A 16,685-nucleotide genomic window follows, 5' to 3' on the forward strand; every position below is an offset into this window, starting at 1 on the left:
CAGGAGTCCCGCCGTGCGCCGCCCTCCGGAGGCGCGGTACTGGCGTCGGTGCGGTGCCGGCGGTCGGCCGACGTGGTCGGTGCCGGTGGCGTGCCGACCGCTTCAGCAGGCGGCGGCCAGCTCGGCGGGCGCTCCCGGAGGCGCGTCGCCGGTCTCGGCCGCCCGCAGACGGGCTATCAGCTCCTCCCGGGCCCGTGCCACCCGGGAGCGGACGGTGCCGACCGGGCAGCCGGCCACCTCGGCGGCCTCCGCGTAGCTCAGCCCGACCACCTGGGTGAGCACGAAGGCCTCGCGCCGCTGGGCGGGCACCCGGTCCAGGAGGTCGCCGAGCGCCACGCCGTCCTCGAAGCCGGCGGTGGGCGCGGTGCCCTGTCGCTCGGCTGCCTCCTGCCAGTCCGGCAGCGCGGCGCAGCGGGGCCGGGCGGCGGCGGTGCGGTAGCGGTCGATGACGGTCCGGCGGGCGATCGACAGCAGCCAGGTGCGGGCGGAGGACCGTCCGGCGAACCCCGGCAGGCTGCGCAGGGCCCGCAGGAACGTCTCCTGGGCCAGGTCGTCGGCGGACTGGACGTCGGTGAGGTGGGCGACGAACCGCCAGACGTCCCGCTGGGTGGCCCGGACGAAGGCCTCGACGTCGGCGGGCCGGCCCTCCCGGGCGGCCAGGGCGAGCGTGGTCAGCTGTTCGTCATCCACGGCGGCCTCCCACCCGGGCGGTCGCACGTCGGGGCGGGTGCGGGACGATGGTCACATGAGATGCGCGCAACTCCGTACCGCTCTGTCCGCACGCCTCGACGGCGAACCCGCCGGTGTGCCGGACCGTCGGCTGGACAAGCACGTCGCGCGCTGCGCGGCGTGCCGGGACTGGCTGGAGCAGGCGGAGCGACTGCGCGGCCCACTGCTCGCGGACCGGACCGGCGGACCCTCCGACGACTGGTCCGCGGGGCTCCTCGCCCGCCTCGCGGCGGAGCGCGGCGACGCGGACCGGGGAGACGCGGGCCGGGGCAGTGCTGGATCGGGCCGTCCCGGGCAGGGGGACGACGGGCGGACGCGGTAGGACGGTGGCGCCGGACGAGGCCGGTGCGCCGTCGTAGTCAGGCATGGAAGGTCCTGAGGGGAAGACAGGGGCGGTGCCGCTGCGGGCGGCACCCTCGGCGTCGGTGGGCCGGTCGTGCCACGTCGCCCCGCATGACTGCGGGGGCGGCGGCACGTGCCGGGCCCGGGCCCTGGCGGCGCGGCGGCGCCGGACGCACTCCGGAGTAGCGGTACTCGGGAGTGCGCGGTGTCCGGCGGAACGGCGCAGGGCGACCGGCCCGTCGCGCCCCGGACACCGGTGGTGTCGGGGGAGGCGACGGGCGCGTCAGCGGGCGAGCGCGAGGACCGGCGGACCGCGTCGGACCAGGGCGTGCGAGAGCAGCACCAACCGGGGCGGCCGGGTTCGGTGGCCGGCGGTTCTCGGTGCGGTCGGCGGCCGGAGGCCGACCGGACAGCCGAGCAGGGCCAGCAGCGGCACCAGCAGTGCGCCTGCCAGCACCGAGCCCAGCGAACCGAGCAGTTCGAACAACCGGGCCAGGGCCGCCTCACCGCGCCAGAGCAGCAGCGCACAGGCCAGCGCGGCGAGCACGTGGGCGGTGATCATGCCGGGCGTCATGCCGTGCGCGGCCATGTCGTGCGCCGCCGTCCCGTGGGCCGCCAGACCGTCCCCGGACGTCGCGGCGCCGGACAGCGCGGACGGGTCCGCGGTGGTCGCCGCGCCGTGCGCGTGGTGCTGGACGGCTGCCGTCGTGACGGCCGGTGGCACCGCCGGGTCGAGTCCGGCCATCCGGGCCAGGTCGTCCGGCGAGAGGCCGGTGGGAGAGGCTTCCGGATTGCAGAGCAGCAGCGAGGCCCAGTCGGTCCCGGCCAGCCGGCCGAGCCCGCCGCCCCCGGCGAGCGTTCCGGCCTGTTCGAACGTCAGGTGGAGCGCGGTCTGCGCGGCCACCATCCAGACGCTGATCAGGCCGAGCCCCCGCTGTCGCCCGGCCAGCAGCCAGGTGAGGCCGAGGGTCAGACCGAAGGCGCCCGCCAGTACCGGGGGGGAGATCCCGGCGCCGGCCATGGCGACGTGAGCCGCGGCGGCCAGCGCTACGCAGAGCGCAGCGAAGACCACGGCGCGCAGCGAGCGGATCCGGTCGGTCATCACGATGACACTCATCGTCGCACCCGCCTCCGTCGGCCAGTACCGCACCCTCGGGTATTGGCCGGTTCCGCCCCCGTCCCGCCACGTCCGACCACCACGGGCACCGCTGTCCCGGGCAAGCCGTTCGGGCACTACCGCCCTGTGCGGGCGGCGGGAACGGGTGGGGTGGCCGGGGGCCGTGCGGTGGCTGGTTCATGACGGTACGGACGTCCCGCTTGCGACGTCTGTGCCTGAATACCCGTTAGTCGTACCAGCAGCACGGTTTGACAGCTTCCTTTCCGGTACGTACTAGATGTGACCCCGCGATGTGACCCCGCGCACACGGGGTGTGAGGGGGCAGGAGGACAGGCATGAGCACCGCCGCCACACCCGACGCCGAGGCCGCACCCGAGGCCGTACCCGAGGCCGACGCCGGGGTGCCCGACGCCGGCGTTCCCGCCGTGGACCTCGCCGACCCCGCGTTCTGGCGGCTGCCCGCCGCCGTCCGCGCCGCCGCCTTCGCCGAACTGCGCCGCCTCCCCGCCCCGGCCCGGTTCGGCGGACCCGGCTCCGGGCACCCCGGCCACGGCTTCCACGCCCTCGTCCGGCACGCCGACGTCGTCGAGGCCGGCCGCACCCCCGCCGTCTTCCTCAGCGGACCGGGCGTCACCACCCCCGAACCGGCGCGCTGGGTCCGGCTGCTGTTCGGGGACTCCATGGTCAACCTGGACGACCCCCGCCACGCCCAGCTGCGCCGCATCGTCTCCCGGGCCTTCACCCCGCGGCTGATCTCCAAGGTCGAGGACGACATCCGGCGGGTCGCCGCCGACCTCGTCGACCGGGTGGAGCGCGAGCGCCCCGAGGACTTCGTCACCTCGGTCGCCGCCGAGCTCCCGTTCCAGGTGATCTGCAACATGATGGGCATCCCCGAGGAGCCCCGTCGCGTGATCCTCGACCAGGTCAACCACGCGTCCGAGCACACCGGCGTCGCCCGCCCGCTGCGCGCCCGGCTCCGGATGCCCGGCCGCGGCCTGCTGGCACTGGCCCGGATGCAGGGCATGGTCGCCGACCTCGGCCGCGAGCGCCGCCGCCGCCCCGCCGACGACCTCGTCACCGCCCTCGTCACCGCCGACGTCGACGGCCGCCGCCTGACCGGCCGTGAGCTCGGGGCCTTCTTCTCCCTGCTGCTCGTCGCCGGCGTCGAGACGACGCGCAACGCGCTCGCCCACGGCCTCCACCTGCTCACCGCCCACCCGGAACAACGGGCCCTGCTCGTCGGCGACCTCGACCGGCACCTCGGCGGGGCGGTCGACGAGATCGTCCGCCACGCCACCCCGATCATCCAGTTCCGCCGGACCCTGGCCGTCGACCACCGGCTCGGCGGCCCCGACGGCCCGTTGCTGAGGGCCGGGGACAAGGCGGTGCTCTACTTCGGCTCCGCCAACCGCGACGAGACGGTCTTCGCCGACCCGGACGCCTTCGACATCACCCGCAGCCCCAACCCCCACCTCGGGTTCGGCGGCGGCGGACCGCACTACTGCCTCGGCGCGCACCTCGCCCGGCAGGAGATGAAGGTGCTCTACCGGGAGCTGTTCACCCGCCTGCCCGGGATCCGCTCGGTCGGCGAGCCGGAGCTGGTCCCGTCCAGCTTCGACCACCGGGTCCGGTCGCTGCGGTTCACCTTCTGAGTGCCCTCCGGGCGCGCTCGGAGGGCGCTCCGGACGGCCCCCGAGCGCCGCCTGAGCGCAGGCCATGCAGGCTATGCAGGCCACGCCGGCCACGGCGCGCGGGTCAGCCGCCGGTCGGGATGCCCCGGTCGGTCTTGACCTGCTTCATCGTCAGGTGGGAGTTGACCTGGGCGATCCCCGGCAGCCCGGAGAGCACGCCGGTGATGAACCTCTCGTACGCCGCGATGTCCGCCACCGCGATCCGCAGCAGGTAGTCCGGCTCCCCGAACAGCCGGTGCGCCTCCACCACCTCCGGCAGCTCGGCCACCCGCCGTTCGAACTCCGCCACCGTGACCTGGTCCTCGTGCCGCATGGTGATCGTCACGAAGGGCTGGAAGCCGCGGCCGACCGCCGCGCCGTCCAGCAGGGCCCGGTAGCCGCGGATCACGCCGTCCTGTTCCAGCTGCCGGACCCGGCGCAGGCAGGGCGAGGGGGTGAGGTCGACCCGGGCGGCCAGTTCGGCGTTGCTGAGACGGCCGTCCTGCTGGAGCTCGTGGAGGATTCTGCGGTCAATTCGGTCCATGGCGCAATATTCTGCCAAAAGGTGGTGAAGGCGGGCACGAAGTAGCCATCGCATGCCAGGCCGATCCGGCTACCGTCAGTGACCGCAACCCGCCCGGCCGAGCACGACAGGTCACCGCCATGGACACCCACGCCCTCCTCCTCTTCCTGGGGGTCGACCTGCTACTGGTCTGTACGCCCGGCCCCGACTGGCTCTACATCGCCGCCCGCGGCCTCGGCCAGGGCCGGCGCGCCGCACTGACCGCCGTCGCCGGGGTCTGCGCCGGCTACACGGTCCACACCCTGCTCTCCAGCGCCGGACTCGCCGCGGCCCTGCGGGCCGTCCCCGCGGCCCTGCCCGTCCTCCGCGTCACCGGCGCCGTCTACCTGCTGGTCCTCGCCGTCACCATGCTGCTCGCGCTCCGCCGCGGACGGGGCGGCACCGCCCTCGCCGCACCCCGGCCGCAGCCCACGGCCACGGTGCTGCGCCAGTCCGCTCTCACCGCGCTGCTCAACCCCAAGGGCCTGCTGCTCTACCTCTCCCTGGTGCCGCAGTTCGTCGACCCCGCCGCAGGGCTGCCGGTCGGCGGCCAGGTGCTCGTGCTCGGCACGCTCAACGTGCTGGCCTGCGCCGTCGTCTACGGGCTGGTCGCGCACGCCAGCGGACGGCTCGGCGGCCGCTTCGGCGCCGACCCGGCCGCCGCCCGCCGGATGACCGTCGTCTCGGCGGTCCTGCTGATGCTTGTGGCGGGTGTCACGGCGACCGCCTGAGGACGGGAGCAGAATGCGCTCATGACAGACCGTTCGACGTCCTCACCGTCCGGCCCCGGTCCCGTGCCCGTCGGGGACCTGCCCACCGCCGATGCCTGGGCCGCCCTCGGGGGGCCGGCGGACCTGCTGGAGCGGGTCGCCTTCCACGGCCCCGACGCGGTGCTGCCCTCCCGGCTCCCCGTCCTGCGCCTCGCCCGGGCCACCGTCGCCGCCTGCTCGCTGGCCGCCGCCGAACTCGCCGCGCTGCGGTCCGGCGGACCGGTACCGGAGGTCGGGATCGACCACGGCGCCGTCGCCACCGCCTTCGTCAGCGAACGCCACCTGCGGATCGACGGCCGGACCCCGGTCTCCTTCGCGCCCCTCTCCGGCTTCTGGCAGACCGCCGACGGCTGGCTCCGGACCCACGCGAACTACCCCCACCACCGCGAGCGGCTGCTCACCGTCCTCGGCCTGCCCGCCGACACCGGGCCCGAGCGGCTCGCCGCGGAGCTGCGGCAGCGGCCGGCCGCGTCGGTCCAGGAGCGCGCGTACGCGGCGGGGGCGCTCGCTGTCGCCGTCGCGCCGGTCCGCGAGACCGCGCTGCCGCTGGTCGAGTCCCGGGTCGTCGACGAGGCCGCCCCCCGGCCCCTGGGCCCCGCCCCGCTCCCCGCCGCCGGGATCCGCGTCCTCGACCTCACCCGGGTCATCGCCGGACCGGTCGCCACCCGCACCCTCGCCCTGCTCGGCGCCGACGTGCTCCGGGTCGACTCACCCCGGCTCCCCGAGGCCGAGGACGCCCACGTCGACACGGGCCTCGGCAAGCGCTCCACCCGCCTCGACCTCGCCGACCCCGCCGACCGGGCCGTCCTGGAGACCCTGCTCGCCACCGCCGACGTCGTCGTCACCGGCTACCGCCCCGGCTCCCTCGACGCCCACGGCCTGGCCCCCGAGGCGCTGCTCGCACGCCGCCCCGGGCTGGTCGTCGCACAGCTCAACGCCTGGGGCTGGACCGGACCCTGGTCCGGCCGGCGCGGCTTCGACAGCCTGGTCCAGGCAGGCGTCGGCATCGCCGGGATCGAGGCCGGCGCCGACGGCCGCCCCGGTGTGCTGCCCGCCCAGGCCCTTGACCACGGCACCGGCTACCTGATCGCGGCCGGGGTCCTGCGGGCCCTCACCGACCAGCGCACGACCCGCCCGGGCGGCCGCCGGCTGCGCTACTCCCTGGCCGGCACCGCCTCCTGGCTGCTGGAGGGCATCGCGCCCACCGCCGACCCGCGCGTCCTTCCGAACGACGAGCCGTACGACCCGGCGCGCTGGATCACCGAGACCGACTCGCCGTACGGGCGGCTGCGCCACGCCCTGTCGCCCGTCGCGTACGCGGGCGCCCCGGCGGGGTGGTCGCGCCCGCCGGGGCGTTGGGGGACGGACGCCCCCGCCTGGCACTGACCCCCCGATCGGTGGATCGGCCCCGGCCCCGGCCCCGGGTGGGGTCGGGGCCGGGGCGTCAGACGCCGGAGGGGATCCGGCCGGCCGTGCTCCGGACCTGGAACGCCGTCACGATCTCGACCAACCCGAGGATCACCAGCCAGCACCCGGACAGGATGGTCAGCGCGGTGATCGAACCGACCGGCCAGACCATCAGCAGCACGCCCGCCAGGGTGTTCGCGACCCCGGCGACGGCCTGCCAGCCGCGGGCGGGCATGGACGCGTCCGAGATCACGGCCGCGAGCTGGGTGATGCCCCGGAACAGCCAGCCGATGCCGATCCAGATCGCCAGCAGGAGCAACGACCGGGCCGCGCTGCGGAAGCAGAGCAGGCCCAGCAGCACGCAGATCGCCCCGCTGATGAAGGCCAGCACCCGCAGCGCCGTCGTGGCGTGCGTGCCGAACGCCGCGACCAGCTGGACGATGCCGATGACCAGCAGGTAGAGGCCGAACAGGACGCCCACCACCAGCAGCGTCTGCTCCGGCCAGACGAACACGATGATCCCGAGGCCGAGCGAGACGAGCCCGGCGACCAGCAGGACCTGCCAGGCGGCCTTGGCGAGCAGTCCGAGCGGGCCCCGGACCGGGGAGCCGTCGGGAGTGATGATCGGGGAGACCACGGTGGCGTCCTCCTGGGGGAGCGGAGCGGGTCGGCGTTCCTCACGATCTCCGCGTGTGCCGCGCACCGCCCGCCGGATGCACCCGTTCGGGGGACCGGCCCGGCTCAGGGCGCGGCCGTTCCGCACCGCCGCCGTTTCCCCCCGCGGCTGTTTCCCCTAGGCCACCGGACGTCCATCTCCGCCTCGCCTCGCGTCGATATCGTCCGGCGATATGACTTCTGAAGGGTGGGGGACCCCTCCGGTCGAACCGATCAGCCAGCACTACATCGTCTGCGGCGGAAACGCGCTCGCCCACCGCCTCACGCTCGAACTCGTCGAACACTACGAAGTGCCCGTGGTGGTCCTCGTCCCGGACCGGACCCGCGACCACGCACCGCAGATCGAGCAACTGGACGGGGTCGCCGCCGTCGTCGAGTACGCCGGCGTCACCGAGGAGGCGCTGCGCGCCGTCCGGGTCGAGACCGCGCGGGGCATCGCCCTGGTCGAGGGCCGCGACCAGGAGAACATCCACGCCGCGCTCTCCGCCCAGGGCCACAACCCCGACATCCGCATCGTGCTGCGGATGTTCAACCAGCGGCTCGGCGAGAACATCGAACGGCTGCTCAGGAACGGCACCGCGCTCTCCGGCTCCGCGACCGCCGCGCCCGCCTTCGCCGCCGCCGCGCTCTCCCGCCCCAACTCCGTCCAGGTCGGCGACCGCTTCCTGCACATCGCCTACGACGACGACATCGACTCCCACCGGATCTGCGTCGTCGCCGACCGGATCGACCGCCAGGACCTCGGCCGCACCCGGCTGCTCCCCGAGCAGGAGGGCGACTCGGCGTCCTTCGTGCGGCTGGCCAGGGAGTTCGGCGACGACGGGCCGATCCGCTCCGGCGCCGCCGCCCGCCGGGCCGCCGGGGCGGAGGGGGCCGCCGGGACGCCCGGGAGCGGGGACGGGGCGGGAGATCGGGCCGGGGACGGGGACACCGGCCGCGAGGCCGCCCGGGAACCTGCCGCCGAGGCCGCCGAGGCCGCCGAGTCCTCCGAGGTCGCCGAGGTCGCCGAGTCTGCGGAATCTGCGGAGTCCGCAGAGGCCGCGGAGTCCGCCGAGGTCGCCGCCGACCGGGCCGCCGAAGCCGAAGCCGACACCGCCGCCCGCGAGGTCGCCGGGGCCGCCGGGGCCGCCGTCGAGGGGCGCGGCGGGGTCGCGGCGCTGCAGACCCTGCCGAGCGAGCCCCCGGTCCGGATCGCCTGGTGGCGCCGGCTGCGCTGGCGGCTGCTCGACACCCTCCGCTTCTTCACCAGCGCCCGGCTCCGGCTGGTGCTGATCACCGCCCTGGCCGCGGTGCTGCTCGCCTTCGGCCTGCTCTGGTACCTCAACCGCGACTTCGGCTGGTCGCTGTACGTCTCGCTGCTCGACCTGGCCGGCGCGGCTCAGCCGGACCAGCCCGCCGACGCCGCCGCCGGGACGGGCACCGGCGGCACCTGGCAGCGGATCGCCCAGGTGGTGATCACCTTCTGCGGGATCACCTTCGCACCGGTCGCCACGGCCATCATGGTCGAGGTCCTCGCCTCCGGACGGCGCGGCCAGCCCCGCAACCCCGGCGCCGGCACCCGCGACCACGTCATCGTGATCGGCCTCGGCAACGTCGGCACCCGGGTGGTCGCCCAACTGCACGGCCTCGGCGTCCCGGTGGTCGGGCTCGAACGCGACCCGCAGGCCCGCGGCATCTCCGCGGTCCGCGCGCTGGGGGTCCCGGTGGTGGTCGACGACGGTCCGCTCGCCGAGCAGCTGCGCCGGGCCCGGCTGAAGCGCAGCCGGGCCGTGGTCGCGGTCAGCGGCGACGACGCGACCAACCTGGAGGCGGCCCTGGAGGCGCGCGCCGTCCGGCCCGATGTCCGGGTCGTCGTGCGGCTCTTCGACGACAACTTCGCCCATCACGTGTACGCCACGCTGGACAACGCGGCGTCCCGCTCGACGTCCTACCTCTCGGCGCCCGCCTTCGCCGCGGCCCTGATGGGGCGTGAGGTGCTCGGCACCCTGTCGGTGTTCCGGCACGTCCTGCTGATCGCCGAACTGCGGGCCGAGGTCGGCAGCGGCCTGATCGGCCTGAACCGGCACGACCTGGAGGACCCGGGGGGTGTCCGGGTCCTCGCCGTCCGGCTGGCCCGCAGCCCGCAGGTGTACCACTGGAACTACGCGGACCGTACCCGGGGCCTGGAGCCGGGCGACCGGGTCGTGGTCGCCGCGACACGCAGCGGACTCGCCCGGCTCAACACGGTGCCGGGGAACGCGGGCGGCGGTCGGGCGACGGCCGAGCAGCAGTCGGACCGGTGACCGGCGACCGCTGACCGGTCGGCCGCCGGGCAGCGGCCGGCGGCGCCCGTGAACCGCCGGCCGCCGTACGCCGGTTGTCAGCGGTCGTCAGTTGTCAGCGGTGGGTGAACGACGCCGGCCGCTTCTCGGCGAACGCCGCCATGCCCTCCTTCTGGTCGGCGGTCGCGAAGACGGCGTGGAAGAGCCGCCGCTCGAAGCGGACGCCCTCGGCGAGGGTGGTCTCGAAGGCGCGGTTGACCGCCTCCTTCAGCATGATGCTCGCCGGCGCGGACATCTCCGCGACCTTCTCGGCCGTCGCCAGCGCCTCGGCCAGCAGCCGGTCGGCCGGGACGATCCGGGAGACCAGGCCGGCCCGCTCGGCCTCCTCGGCGCCCATCATCCGGCCGGTCAGGCACAGCTCCATCGCCTTCGCCTTGCCGACCGCCCGGGTGAGCCGCTGCGAACCGCCGATCCCGGGGATCACCCCCAGCTTGATCTCCGGCTGGCCGAACTTCGCGGTGTCCGCCGCGAGCAGGATGTCGCAGAGCATCGCCAGCTCACAGCCCCCGCCCAGGGCGAAGCCGGCCACCGCGGCCACCACCGGCTTGCGGAGCTCGCCGAGCCGGTCCCACGGGCCCAGCCAGTCGTCCAGGTAGACGTCGGGGAACCGGTTGCCCTGCATCTCCTTGATGTCGGCGCCGGCCGCGAACGCCTTCTCGGAGCCGGTGATCACCAGACAGCCGATCTCCGGGTCCCGGTCGAACGCGGTCGCGGCGGTCACGACCTCGTTCATGAGCTGCGTGTTGAGCGCGTTCAGGGCCTCCGGCCGGTTGAGCGTGATCAGCCCGACCCGGCCCTTGCGCTCGACCAGGATCGTCTCGTAGGTGTCGGTCATCGCCGTTGACTCCCTTTTCCACTGCTCGGCGCCGCCGGGGCGCGCTCTGACCACCCCACGATCTCCGAACCGGACCGCCTCGCGCCAGTCTCGCTCCGCGAGACGGTCGTCACGGGCCGCGCCCCGGGGGTTCGGGCCGGCGGCTCGGGCGGGTCGGTCCGGCTGTTCAGTCCAGGGCCGGCCCGTCACCCTCACGCGGGGCCAGGAAACGCGCCACGTCCTCCTCGGTGACGGCGGCCAGCGACGCCGGGGACCAGTGCGGGTCACGGTCCTTGTCCACGACCTGCGCGCGGATGCCCTCGACCAGGTCGTGGCCGTCCAGCGCCGCGCAGGAGATCCGGTACTCCTGCTCCAGCACCGCCTCCAGCGACGGCAGCGTGCGGGCCCGGCGCAGCGCCGCGAGCGTGACCTTGACGGCGGTCGGGGAGTTGGCGAGCACCTGCTGGGCCGCCTCCTTCGCCTCCGGGACCCCGCTGCCGAGCAGCCGATCGACGATCTCCTCGACGCTGTCGGCGGCGTAGCACTCGTCGATCCACGCCCGCTGCCGGGCGAGTGCGGCGGGCGGCGCCGGTTCGGCGTGCGCGGCCACGGCGGCGGTGACCGCGGCCACGGTGTCGAGGCCGTCGGCGGCGACGAGCCCGGCGAGCAGGGCCGGCACCTGCGCCGACGGGACGAAGTGGTCGGCGAACCCGCAGAGCAGCGCGTCGCCCGGCCCCATCGAGGCCGAGGTGAGCCCCAGGTGGGTGCCCAACTCGCCCGGGGCGTGGGCCAGCAGGCGGCTGCCGCCGACGTCCGGCACCAGGCCGATCCGGGTCTCCGGCATCGCCACCACCGAACGCTCGGTGACGATCCGCACCGCGCCGTGGGCGGACAGCCCGACACCGCCGCCCATGGTGATGCCGTCCATCACCGCGAGGTACGGCTTCGGGTAGCGGGCGATCAGCGCGTTGAGCCGGTACTCGTCGCGGAAGAAGGCGCGCGAACCGGCTCCGCCCGCCTTGGCGTCGTCGTGCATCGCCCGGATGTCCGCTCCCGCGCAGAGCCCGCGGTCGCCGGCGCCGGTCAGGACCACGGCACGGACGGCGTCGTCGGAGGCCCAGCCGTCCAGTGCGGCCCGGACGGTCGTGATCATGCCGTGGGTGAGGGAGTTGAGGGCTCTCGGGCGGTCGAGCACGATCCGCCCCACGCCGCCGTCCCGGTAGACCTGTACCTCGTCACTCATCGGGCTCGCTCCCGTCCGTCATCGGTCCCGCGCTGCAAGGTCGGATGGTTCCTCCGGACACGGTACTGGCAGCGGTGACCCCTGAGAACCGACGCGATCATGGACGTCCATCGGTGCCGGTGGACGTCGCCGTCCGGCCGAGCGGTACGTGGTGGGCGGGGAGTCGCCGACCGGCGCGAAGGGCGGCACCGGTTGCGTACGGTGCCGCCCTTCGCGGTGGGACGGCCGGTGCGGCCCGCGAGGCCCCCTACGGCGCCACGCGGCCGGTGACCTCGCCGAAGCTGATCCGCGTGCCGTCCGGGCCGGGGGCGGTGGCGGTGATGGTCACCTCGTCGCCGTCCTCCAGGAACGTCCGGGTGGACCCGTCGGGGAGCTTGAGCGGCTCCTCGCCGTTCCAGGTCAGCTCGATCAGCGCGCCTCGGGTGTCCCGCTCCGGTCCGCTGACCGTGCCCGACGCGAACAGGTCGCCGGTGCGCAGCGAGGCGCCGTTGGCCGTCATGTGGGTGAGCTGCTGGGCGGCCGTCCAGTACATCGCGGCGAACGGCGGCCGGGAGACGGTGTGTCCGTTGAGCCGCACCTCCAGCGCGAGGTCCAGCGCCCACGGCTCGCCGCCGCGGTCGTCCAGGTAGGGGAGCGGCTCGACGTCCCGGGCCGGCGGGGCGACCCGCGCGTGCTCCAGGGCGTCCAGCGGCACGATCCACGGCGAGAGGGAGGTGGCGAAGGACTTGCCGAGGAACGGGCCGAGCGGCACGTACTCCCAGGCCTGGATGTCGCGCGCGGACCAGTCGTTGACCAGGCAGACGCCGAAGACGTGCTCGCGGAACCGGTCCAGCGGGACCGGCGTGCCGAGCGCGGACGGGGCGCCGACCACGAAGCCGACCTCGGCCTCGATGTCCAGCCGCCGGGTCGGGCCGAAGGACGGGGCGGCGTCGGCGGGCGCCTTGCGCTGGCCGTGCGGGCGGACCACCGGCGTGCCGGAGACCACGACGGTGCCGGAGCGCCCGTGGTAGCCGATCGGCAGGTGCTTCCAGTTGGGTGTCAGCGGCTCCGTGCCGGGGCGGAACATCCGGCCCAGGTTGGTGGCGTGGTGCTCGGAGGCGTAGAAGTCGACGTAGTCGGCGACCTCGAACGGCAGGTGGAGCTCCACCTCCGCGAGCGGCAGCAGCGCCGGGGAGACGGCCTCCCGGAAGGACTCCTCGGTGAGCCAGCGGGTCAGGTCGGCCCGGACCTGCGTCCAGACCGGACGGCCCGCTCCCAGCAGCGGGTTGAGCGATTCCGCGTCGAGCAGCACGGACGGCGCCCCGACGGCGCGGGCGGCCGCTCCGGCGTCGAGGACGAAGTCCCCGATCCGGACGCCGACGCGCCGCCGGCCCGGCCGGTCGGCCGCGGTGAAGACGCCGTAGGGCAGGTTGTGCACGCCGAACGGGGAGTCCTGGGCGCTCACCGGCCGGCTGAGGGGGGTGGTCAACGGTCCTCCTGGGACGGGGAGTCGGGCGAGGTGGGTGGCGAGGTCGACCCGGCCGGCGCGGCGCCGGGCCCGGACAGCAGGCCGAGCGCGGCCAGGTCGTCCAGCGGCTCGACGATGCTGCACGTGCCGAACGCCGTGAACGAGTTGCGGATCGCGGTGATCTGACGATCCGTCAGGTCGCGTACCGACGCTGCCAGGACCTCGCCGGACCGCTCCGCCAGCACCTCGGCGGCGGCCTTCCGGTCGGTCTCCAGGGCCGCGAGCAGGACGTTCAGGAAGCCGTGGTGCTCGAAGCCGGTCGCTTGGTCGGTGTGCCGGGCGGCGTGGTGCAGCCCGGCGGTGCACTTGTACGGCAGGCCGCGCTGCGCGCAGCCGGTGAGGAAGCCGGCCAGCTCCTCCTCGTCCGGGAAGGCCCCGGCCACCACTCCGCCGGTGCGGAACTTGGCCCGGTACGGGCTGTCGACCAGGGCGTCCAGCACCTCGTCCAGGCCGTCGCCGCGCAGCAGTTCGCGCGGCAGTTCGACGGCAGCCGGGACGGAGGGCGGCAGCAGCAGGTCGAGCGCGGCGATCGCCTCCCGGGCGTCCCGGGTCGACAGCTCGACCCCGGCGACCTCGAACGGCGCGGCGGCGGTGAGTGCCGGGCCGAGCTCGGAGCTGCCCCCCGGCAGCACCAGGCCGACCCGGAGGGCGGGCCCGGAGCCGACCGTCCCGCCCAGTTCGGCCAGCCGGCCCGCTCCGCAGAGGAACGGGCCGACCGCGTCGGCGTACCAGGCGGTCCGGTGCGCGCGGTGGGCGGGCGCCGCCTCGGCGACCGGCAGGTTCCCCGGCGGGAACACCGCCGCGTCGTCGAAGAGCCCCCGGAACAGCTCGGGGACGACGGACTCCCGGGTGTCGTTCACCGCTGCGGCCCCCGGCCGGCCCAGGTCCAGGCGTAACCCGGGTCCTCGCTCGCCCGGCCGCCCTCGCCCAGCTCCAGCGGGCGGAACGTGTCCACCATGACCGCGAGCTCGTCGAAGAACTCCGCGCCGATGGACCGCTCGTACGCGCCCGGCTGCGGGCCGTGGGTGTGGCCGCCGGGGTGCAGCGAGATCGAGCCCTGGGCGATGCCAGAGCCCTTGCGGGCCGCGTAGTCGCCGCCGCAGTAGAACATGACCTCGTCGCTGTCCACGTTGGAGTGGTAGTAGGGCACGGGGATCGACAGCGGGTGGTAGTCGACCTTGCGGGGCACGAAGTTGCAGATCACGAACCCGTTGCCCTCGAACACCTGGTGGGCCGGCGGCGGTTGGTGGATCCGCCCGGTGATCGGCTCGTAGTCCCGGATGTTGAACGCGTACGGGTACAGGCAGCCGTCCCAGCCGACCACGTCGAACGGGTGGTGCGGCACGGTGTAGCGGGTGCCGGAGATCCCGTTCGGGCCGCGGTGCTTGACCAGCACGTCGACGTCGCCCTCGGGCGCGGCGTCGGCCGGCAGCAGGTCGGCCGGGCCGCGCAGGTCCCGCTCGCAGTACGGCGCGTGCTCCAGCAGCTGGCCGTACTTGGAGAGGAAGCGCTTGACCGGGGTGATGTGGCTGTTCGCCTCGATGCAGTAGGCGCGCAGCGGCTCGTCGCCGGTCGGCAGCCACCGGTGGGTGGTCGCCCGCGGGATGATCACATAGTCGCCCTGGCCGACCTCCAACGTGCCGAACACCGTCTCCAGGGTGCCGGTGCCGGACTCCACGTACACGCACTCGTCACCGAGCGCGTTGCGGTACAGCTCGCTGGGCGCCCCGGCGGCGACGTAGGAGATCCGCACGTCGCCGTTGCCGAGGACCAGCCGGCGACCGGCCACGACGTCCGCGGACTTCCAGTCCTGGCCCGCGAACAGCTCGTGCAGCTTGAGGTGGCGGGGGAGCAGCGGGTGGTTGGGCACCGTCGACTGGTCCGGCAACTCCCACGGCACCGCGTTCACGACGGCCGAGGGGATGCCCCGGTGGTAGAGCAGCGAGGAGTCCGAGGAGAACCCCTCCTCGCCCATCAGCTCCTCGTAGTACAGACCGCCTTCGGGTGTGCGGTGCTGCGTGTGCCGCTTGGGCGGGATGCTGCCCAGCTGCCGGTAGTGCGCCATCGTCCTGCTCCTCCCAGACCTTCCTACGGCTCAGCGGTGGCCGGTTCCAGCGGTGCCGGTCCCGCGGTGCCGGTTCCGCGATGGCCGGCCCGGCGGGGTGGCGCCGGGCCGGCGGTTTCCGGCCCGGCGCGTGACGCCGGGCCGGGGCGGCGCCTCAGAGGTTGCCGCGGCGGTCCTGCTCGCGCTCGATGGCCTCGAAGAGCGCCTTGAAGTTGCCCTTCCCGAAGCCCAGCGAACCATGCCGCTCGATGAACTCGTAGAAGACGGTCGGACGGTCGCCGATCGGCTTGGTGAAGATCTGGAGCAGGTAGCCGTCCTCGTCCCGGTCGACCAGGATGCCGCGCTTCTTGAGCTCCTCGATCGGCACCCGGACCTTGCCGATCCGCTCGCGCAGCTCGGCGTCGTCGTAGTACGAGTCGGGGGTGTTCAGGAACTCCACGCCGCGGGCACGCAGCACGTCCACCGTGGTGAGGATGTCGTTGGTGGCCAGCGCCATGTGCTGGCAGCCCGCGCCGGTGTAGAACTCCAGGTACTCGTCGATCTGGGACTTCTTCTTGGCGACGGCCGGCTCGTTGAGCGGGAACTTCACCCGGTGGTTGCCGCTGGCGACGACCTTGGACATCAGGGCGGAGTAGTCGGTGGCGATGTCGTCACCGACGAACTCGGCCATGTTCACGAAGCCCAGGACCTTGTTGTAGAAGGCGACCCACTGGTCCATCTTGCCGATCTCGACGTTGCCGACCGCGTGGTCGAGCGCCTGGAACAGCCGCCGCGGCGAGCCCTCGGGGTGCTTCACCCTGCTCTGCGCGGCGACGAACCCCGGCAGGTACGGGCCGTGGTAGCGGGAGCGGTCGATCAGGGTGTGCCGGGTCTCGCCGTACGTGGCGATCGCGGCGCGGCGCACGGTGCCGTTCTCGTCGGACTCGTCGTTCGGCTCCTCCAGGACCGTCGCGCCCTGGGCCCGGGCGTGCGCGATGCACTTGTCGACGTCCGGGACCTCCAGCGCCAGGTCCACGACGCCGTCGCCGTGCCGGCGGTGGTGGTCCAGCAGCGGGCTGTCCGGGGCGACGCCGCCCGTGATCACGAACCGGCAGGAGCCGGAGCGCAGGACGAAGGCCTTGCGGTCGCGGACGCCCGTCTCCGGACCGGAGTAGGCGACCAGCTCCATGCCGAAGACGACCTGGTAGAACTGGGCCGTCTGGGTGGCGTTGCCGACGACGAACACGACGGCGTCCTGCGCGGTGACCGGGAACGGGTCGGTCGCGGGGTCGTGCTCGACGAGGCCGACGAGGCGGCGGAGCTGCTCGGCGTCGAGACCGGCCTCGCGTTCCTCGGGGGTGAGCTCAAGGGCGTGGGACTGCGGGGTCATCGGTCGTTCCTCCACATTGAGGCCTCGGCATTGAGGCATCCGCTTGAGGCGGCCGCGCCGCGGGGTGGGTGCGAGTGCGGCTGAGCGGAGAGCT

At 74.5% G+C, this 16,685-nt stretch carries 15 protein-coding genes; 5 read left to right on the forward strand and 10 right to left on the reverse strand.

Going from position 1 to position 16,685, the window contains the following annotated elements; genetic code table 11:
• Positions 1–102 precede the first annotated feature (102 nt).
• A complete protein-coding gene (locus tag ACFWOG_RS08285; protein WP_380356002.1) occupies positions 103–690 on the reverse strand; it encodes a sigma-70 family RNA polymerase sigma factor in 588 nt (195 codons plus the stop codon).
• Between the two features lie 55 nt (positions 691–745).
• Between ACFWOG_RS08285 and ACFWOG_RS08290 the strand changes: the two genes are divergently transcribed.
• Positions 746–1,051, forward strand: a complete 306-nt coding sequence (locus tag ACFWOG_RS08290; RefSeq protein WP_380356005.1) for a zf-HC2 domain-containing protein — start codon at positions 746–748, stop codon at positions 1,049–1,051.
• 303 nt (positions 1,052–1,354) lie between these two features.
• On the opposite strand, the gene ACFWOG_RS08295 is transcribed toward ACFWOG_RS08290, so the two are convergent.
• Positions 1,355–2,188, reverse strand: coding sequence for a hypothetical protein (locus ACFWOG_RS08295; protein ID WP_380356008.1), 834 nt, complete (start codon positions 2,186–2,188; stop codon positions 1,355–1,357).
• A 335-nt stretch (positions 2,189–2,523) separates the two neighbouring features.
• Between ACFWOG_RS08295 and ACFWOG_RS08300 the strand changes: the two genes are divergently transcribed.
• Positions 2,524–3,840, forward strand: coding sequence for a cytochrome P450 (locus ACFWOG_RS08300; RefSeq protein WP_380356011.1), 1,317 nt, complete (start codon positions 2,524–2,526; stop codon positions 3,838–3,840).
• Positions 3,841–3,943: 103 nt separating this feature from the next.
• Here the strand turns inward: ACFWOG_RS08300 and ACFWOG_RS08305 are convergent, their stop codons facing one another.
• Positions 3,944–4,402, reverse strand: a complete 459-nt coding sequence (locus ACFWOG_RS08305; protein WP_380356014.1) for an Lrp/AsnC family transcriptional regulator — start codon at positions 4,400–4,402, stop codon at positions 3,944–3,946.
• Positions 4,403–4,521: 119 nt separating this feature from the next.
• Here ACFWOG_RS08305 and ACFWOG_RS08310 point away from each other — a divergent pair, with 119 nt between their 5' ends.
• A complete protein-coding gene (locus ACFWOG_RS08310; RefSeq protein ID WP_329950845.1) occupies positions 4,522–5,151 on the forward strand; it encodes a LysE family translocator in 630 nt (209 codons plus the stop codon).
• A 21-nt stretch (positions 5,152–5,172) separates the two neighbouring features.
• A complete protein-coding gene (locus ACFWOG_RS08315; RefSeq protein WP_380356017.1) occupies positions 5,173–6,576 on the forward strand; it encodes a CoA transferase in 1,404 nt (467 codons plus the stop codon).
• Positions 6,577–6,634: 58 nt separating this feature from the next.
• On the opposite strand, the gene ACFWOG_RS08320 is transcribed toward ACFWOG_RS08315, so the two are convergent.
• Entirely contained in the window at positions 6,635–7,234 is a 600-nt protein-coding gene (locus ACFWOG_RS08320) for a DUF308 domain-containing protein (RefSeq protein WP_329950843.1), read from the reverse strand.
• A gap of 211 nt (positions 7,235–7,445) precedes the next feature.
• Here ACFWOG_RS08320 and ACFWOG_RS08325 point away from each other — a divergent pair, with 211 nt between their 5' ends.
• Entirely contained in the window at positions 7,446–9,554 is a 2,109-nt protein-coding gene (locus ACFWOG_RS08325; protein ID WP_380356021.1) for an NAD-binding protein, read from the forward strand.
• 94 nt (positions 9,555–9,648) lie between these two features.
• Here the strand turns inward: ACFWOG_RS08325 and ACFWOG_RS08330 are convergent, their stop codons facing one another.
• The 6 genes from ACFWOG_RS08330 to hppD form a co-directional block, all read right to left on the reverse strand.
• A complete protein-coding gene (locus tag ACFWOG_RS08330) occupies positions 9,649–10,428 on the reverse strand; it encodes an enoyl-CoA hydratase (RefSeq protein WP_380356024.1) in 780 nt (259 codons plus the stop codon).
• A gap of 166 nt (positions 10,429–10,594) precedes the next feature.
• Positions 10,595–11,650, reverse strand: coding sequence for an enoyl-CoA hydratase/isomerase family protein (locus ACFWOG_RS08335; protein WP_380356027.1), 1,056 nt, complete (start codon positions 11,648–11,650; stop codon positions 10,595–10,597).
• A gap of 247 nt (positions 11,651–11,897) precedes the next feature.
• Positions 11,898–13,118 carry a fumarylacetoacetase gene (gene fahA / locus ACFWOG_RS08340; protein WP_380356030.1) on the reverse strand — a complete coding sequence of 407 codons (1,221 nt, stop codon included), beginning with the start codon at positions 13,116–13,118 and terminating at the stop codon, positions 11,898–11,900.
• Positions 13,115–14,017, reverse strand: coding sequence for a hypothetical protein (locus ACFWOG_RS08345; RefSeq protein ID WP_380356033.1), 903 nt, complete (start codon positions 14,015–14,017; stop codon positions 13,115–13,117). Before ACFWOG_RS08345 ends, fahA begins: the two co-directional genes overlap by 4 nt.
• Complete coding sequence (locus ACFWOG_RS08350) at positions 14,014–15,222, reverse strand: homogentisate 1,2-dioxygenase (protein ID WP_380356035.1); 1,209 nt, start codon at positions 15,220–15,222, stop codon at positions 14,014–14,016. Before ACFWOG_RS08350 ends, ACFWOG_RS08345 begins: the two co-directional genes overlap by 4 nt.
• Before the next feature lie 154 nt (positions 15,223–15,376).
• A complete protein-coding gene (gene hppD / locus ACFWOG_RS08355) occupies positions 15,377–16,591 on the reverse strand; it encodes a 4-hydroxyphenylpyruvate dioxygenase (RefSeq protein WP_329879449.1) in 1,215 nt (404 codons plus the stop codon).
• Positions 16,592–16,685: the final 94 nt, after the last annotated feature.

Source organism: Kitasatospora sp. NPDC058406, assembly GCF_042722765.1.
In the GTDB taxonomy this organism is placed as follows: Bacteria; Actinomycetota; Actinomycetes; order Streptomycetales; family Streptomycetaceae; genus Kitasatospora.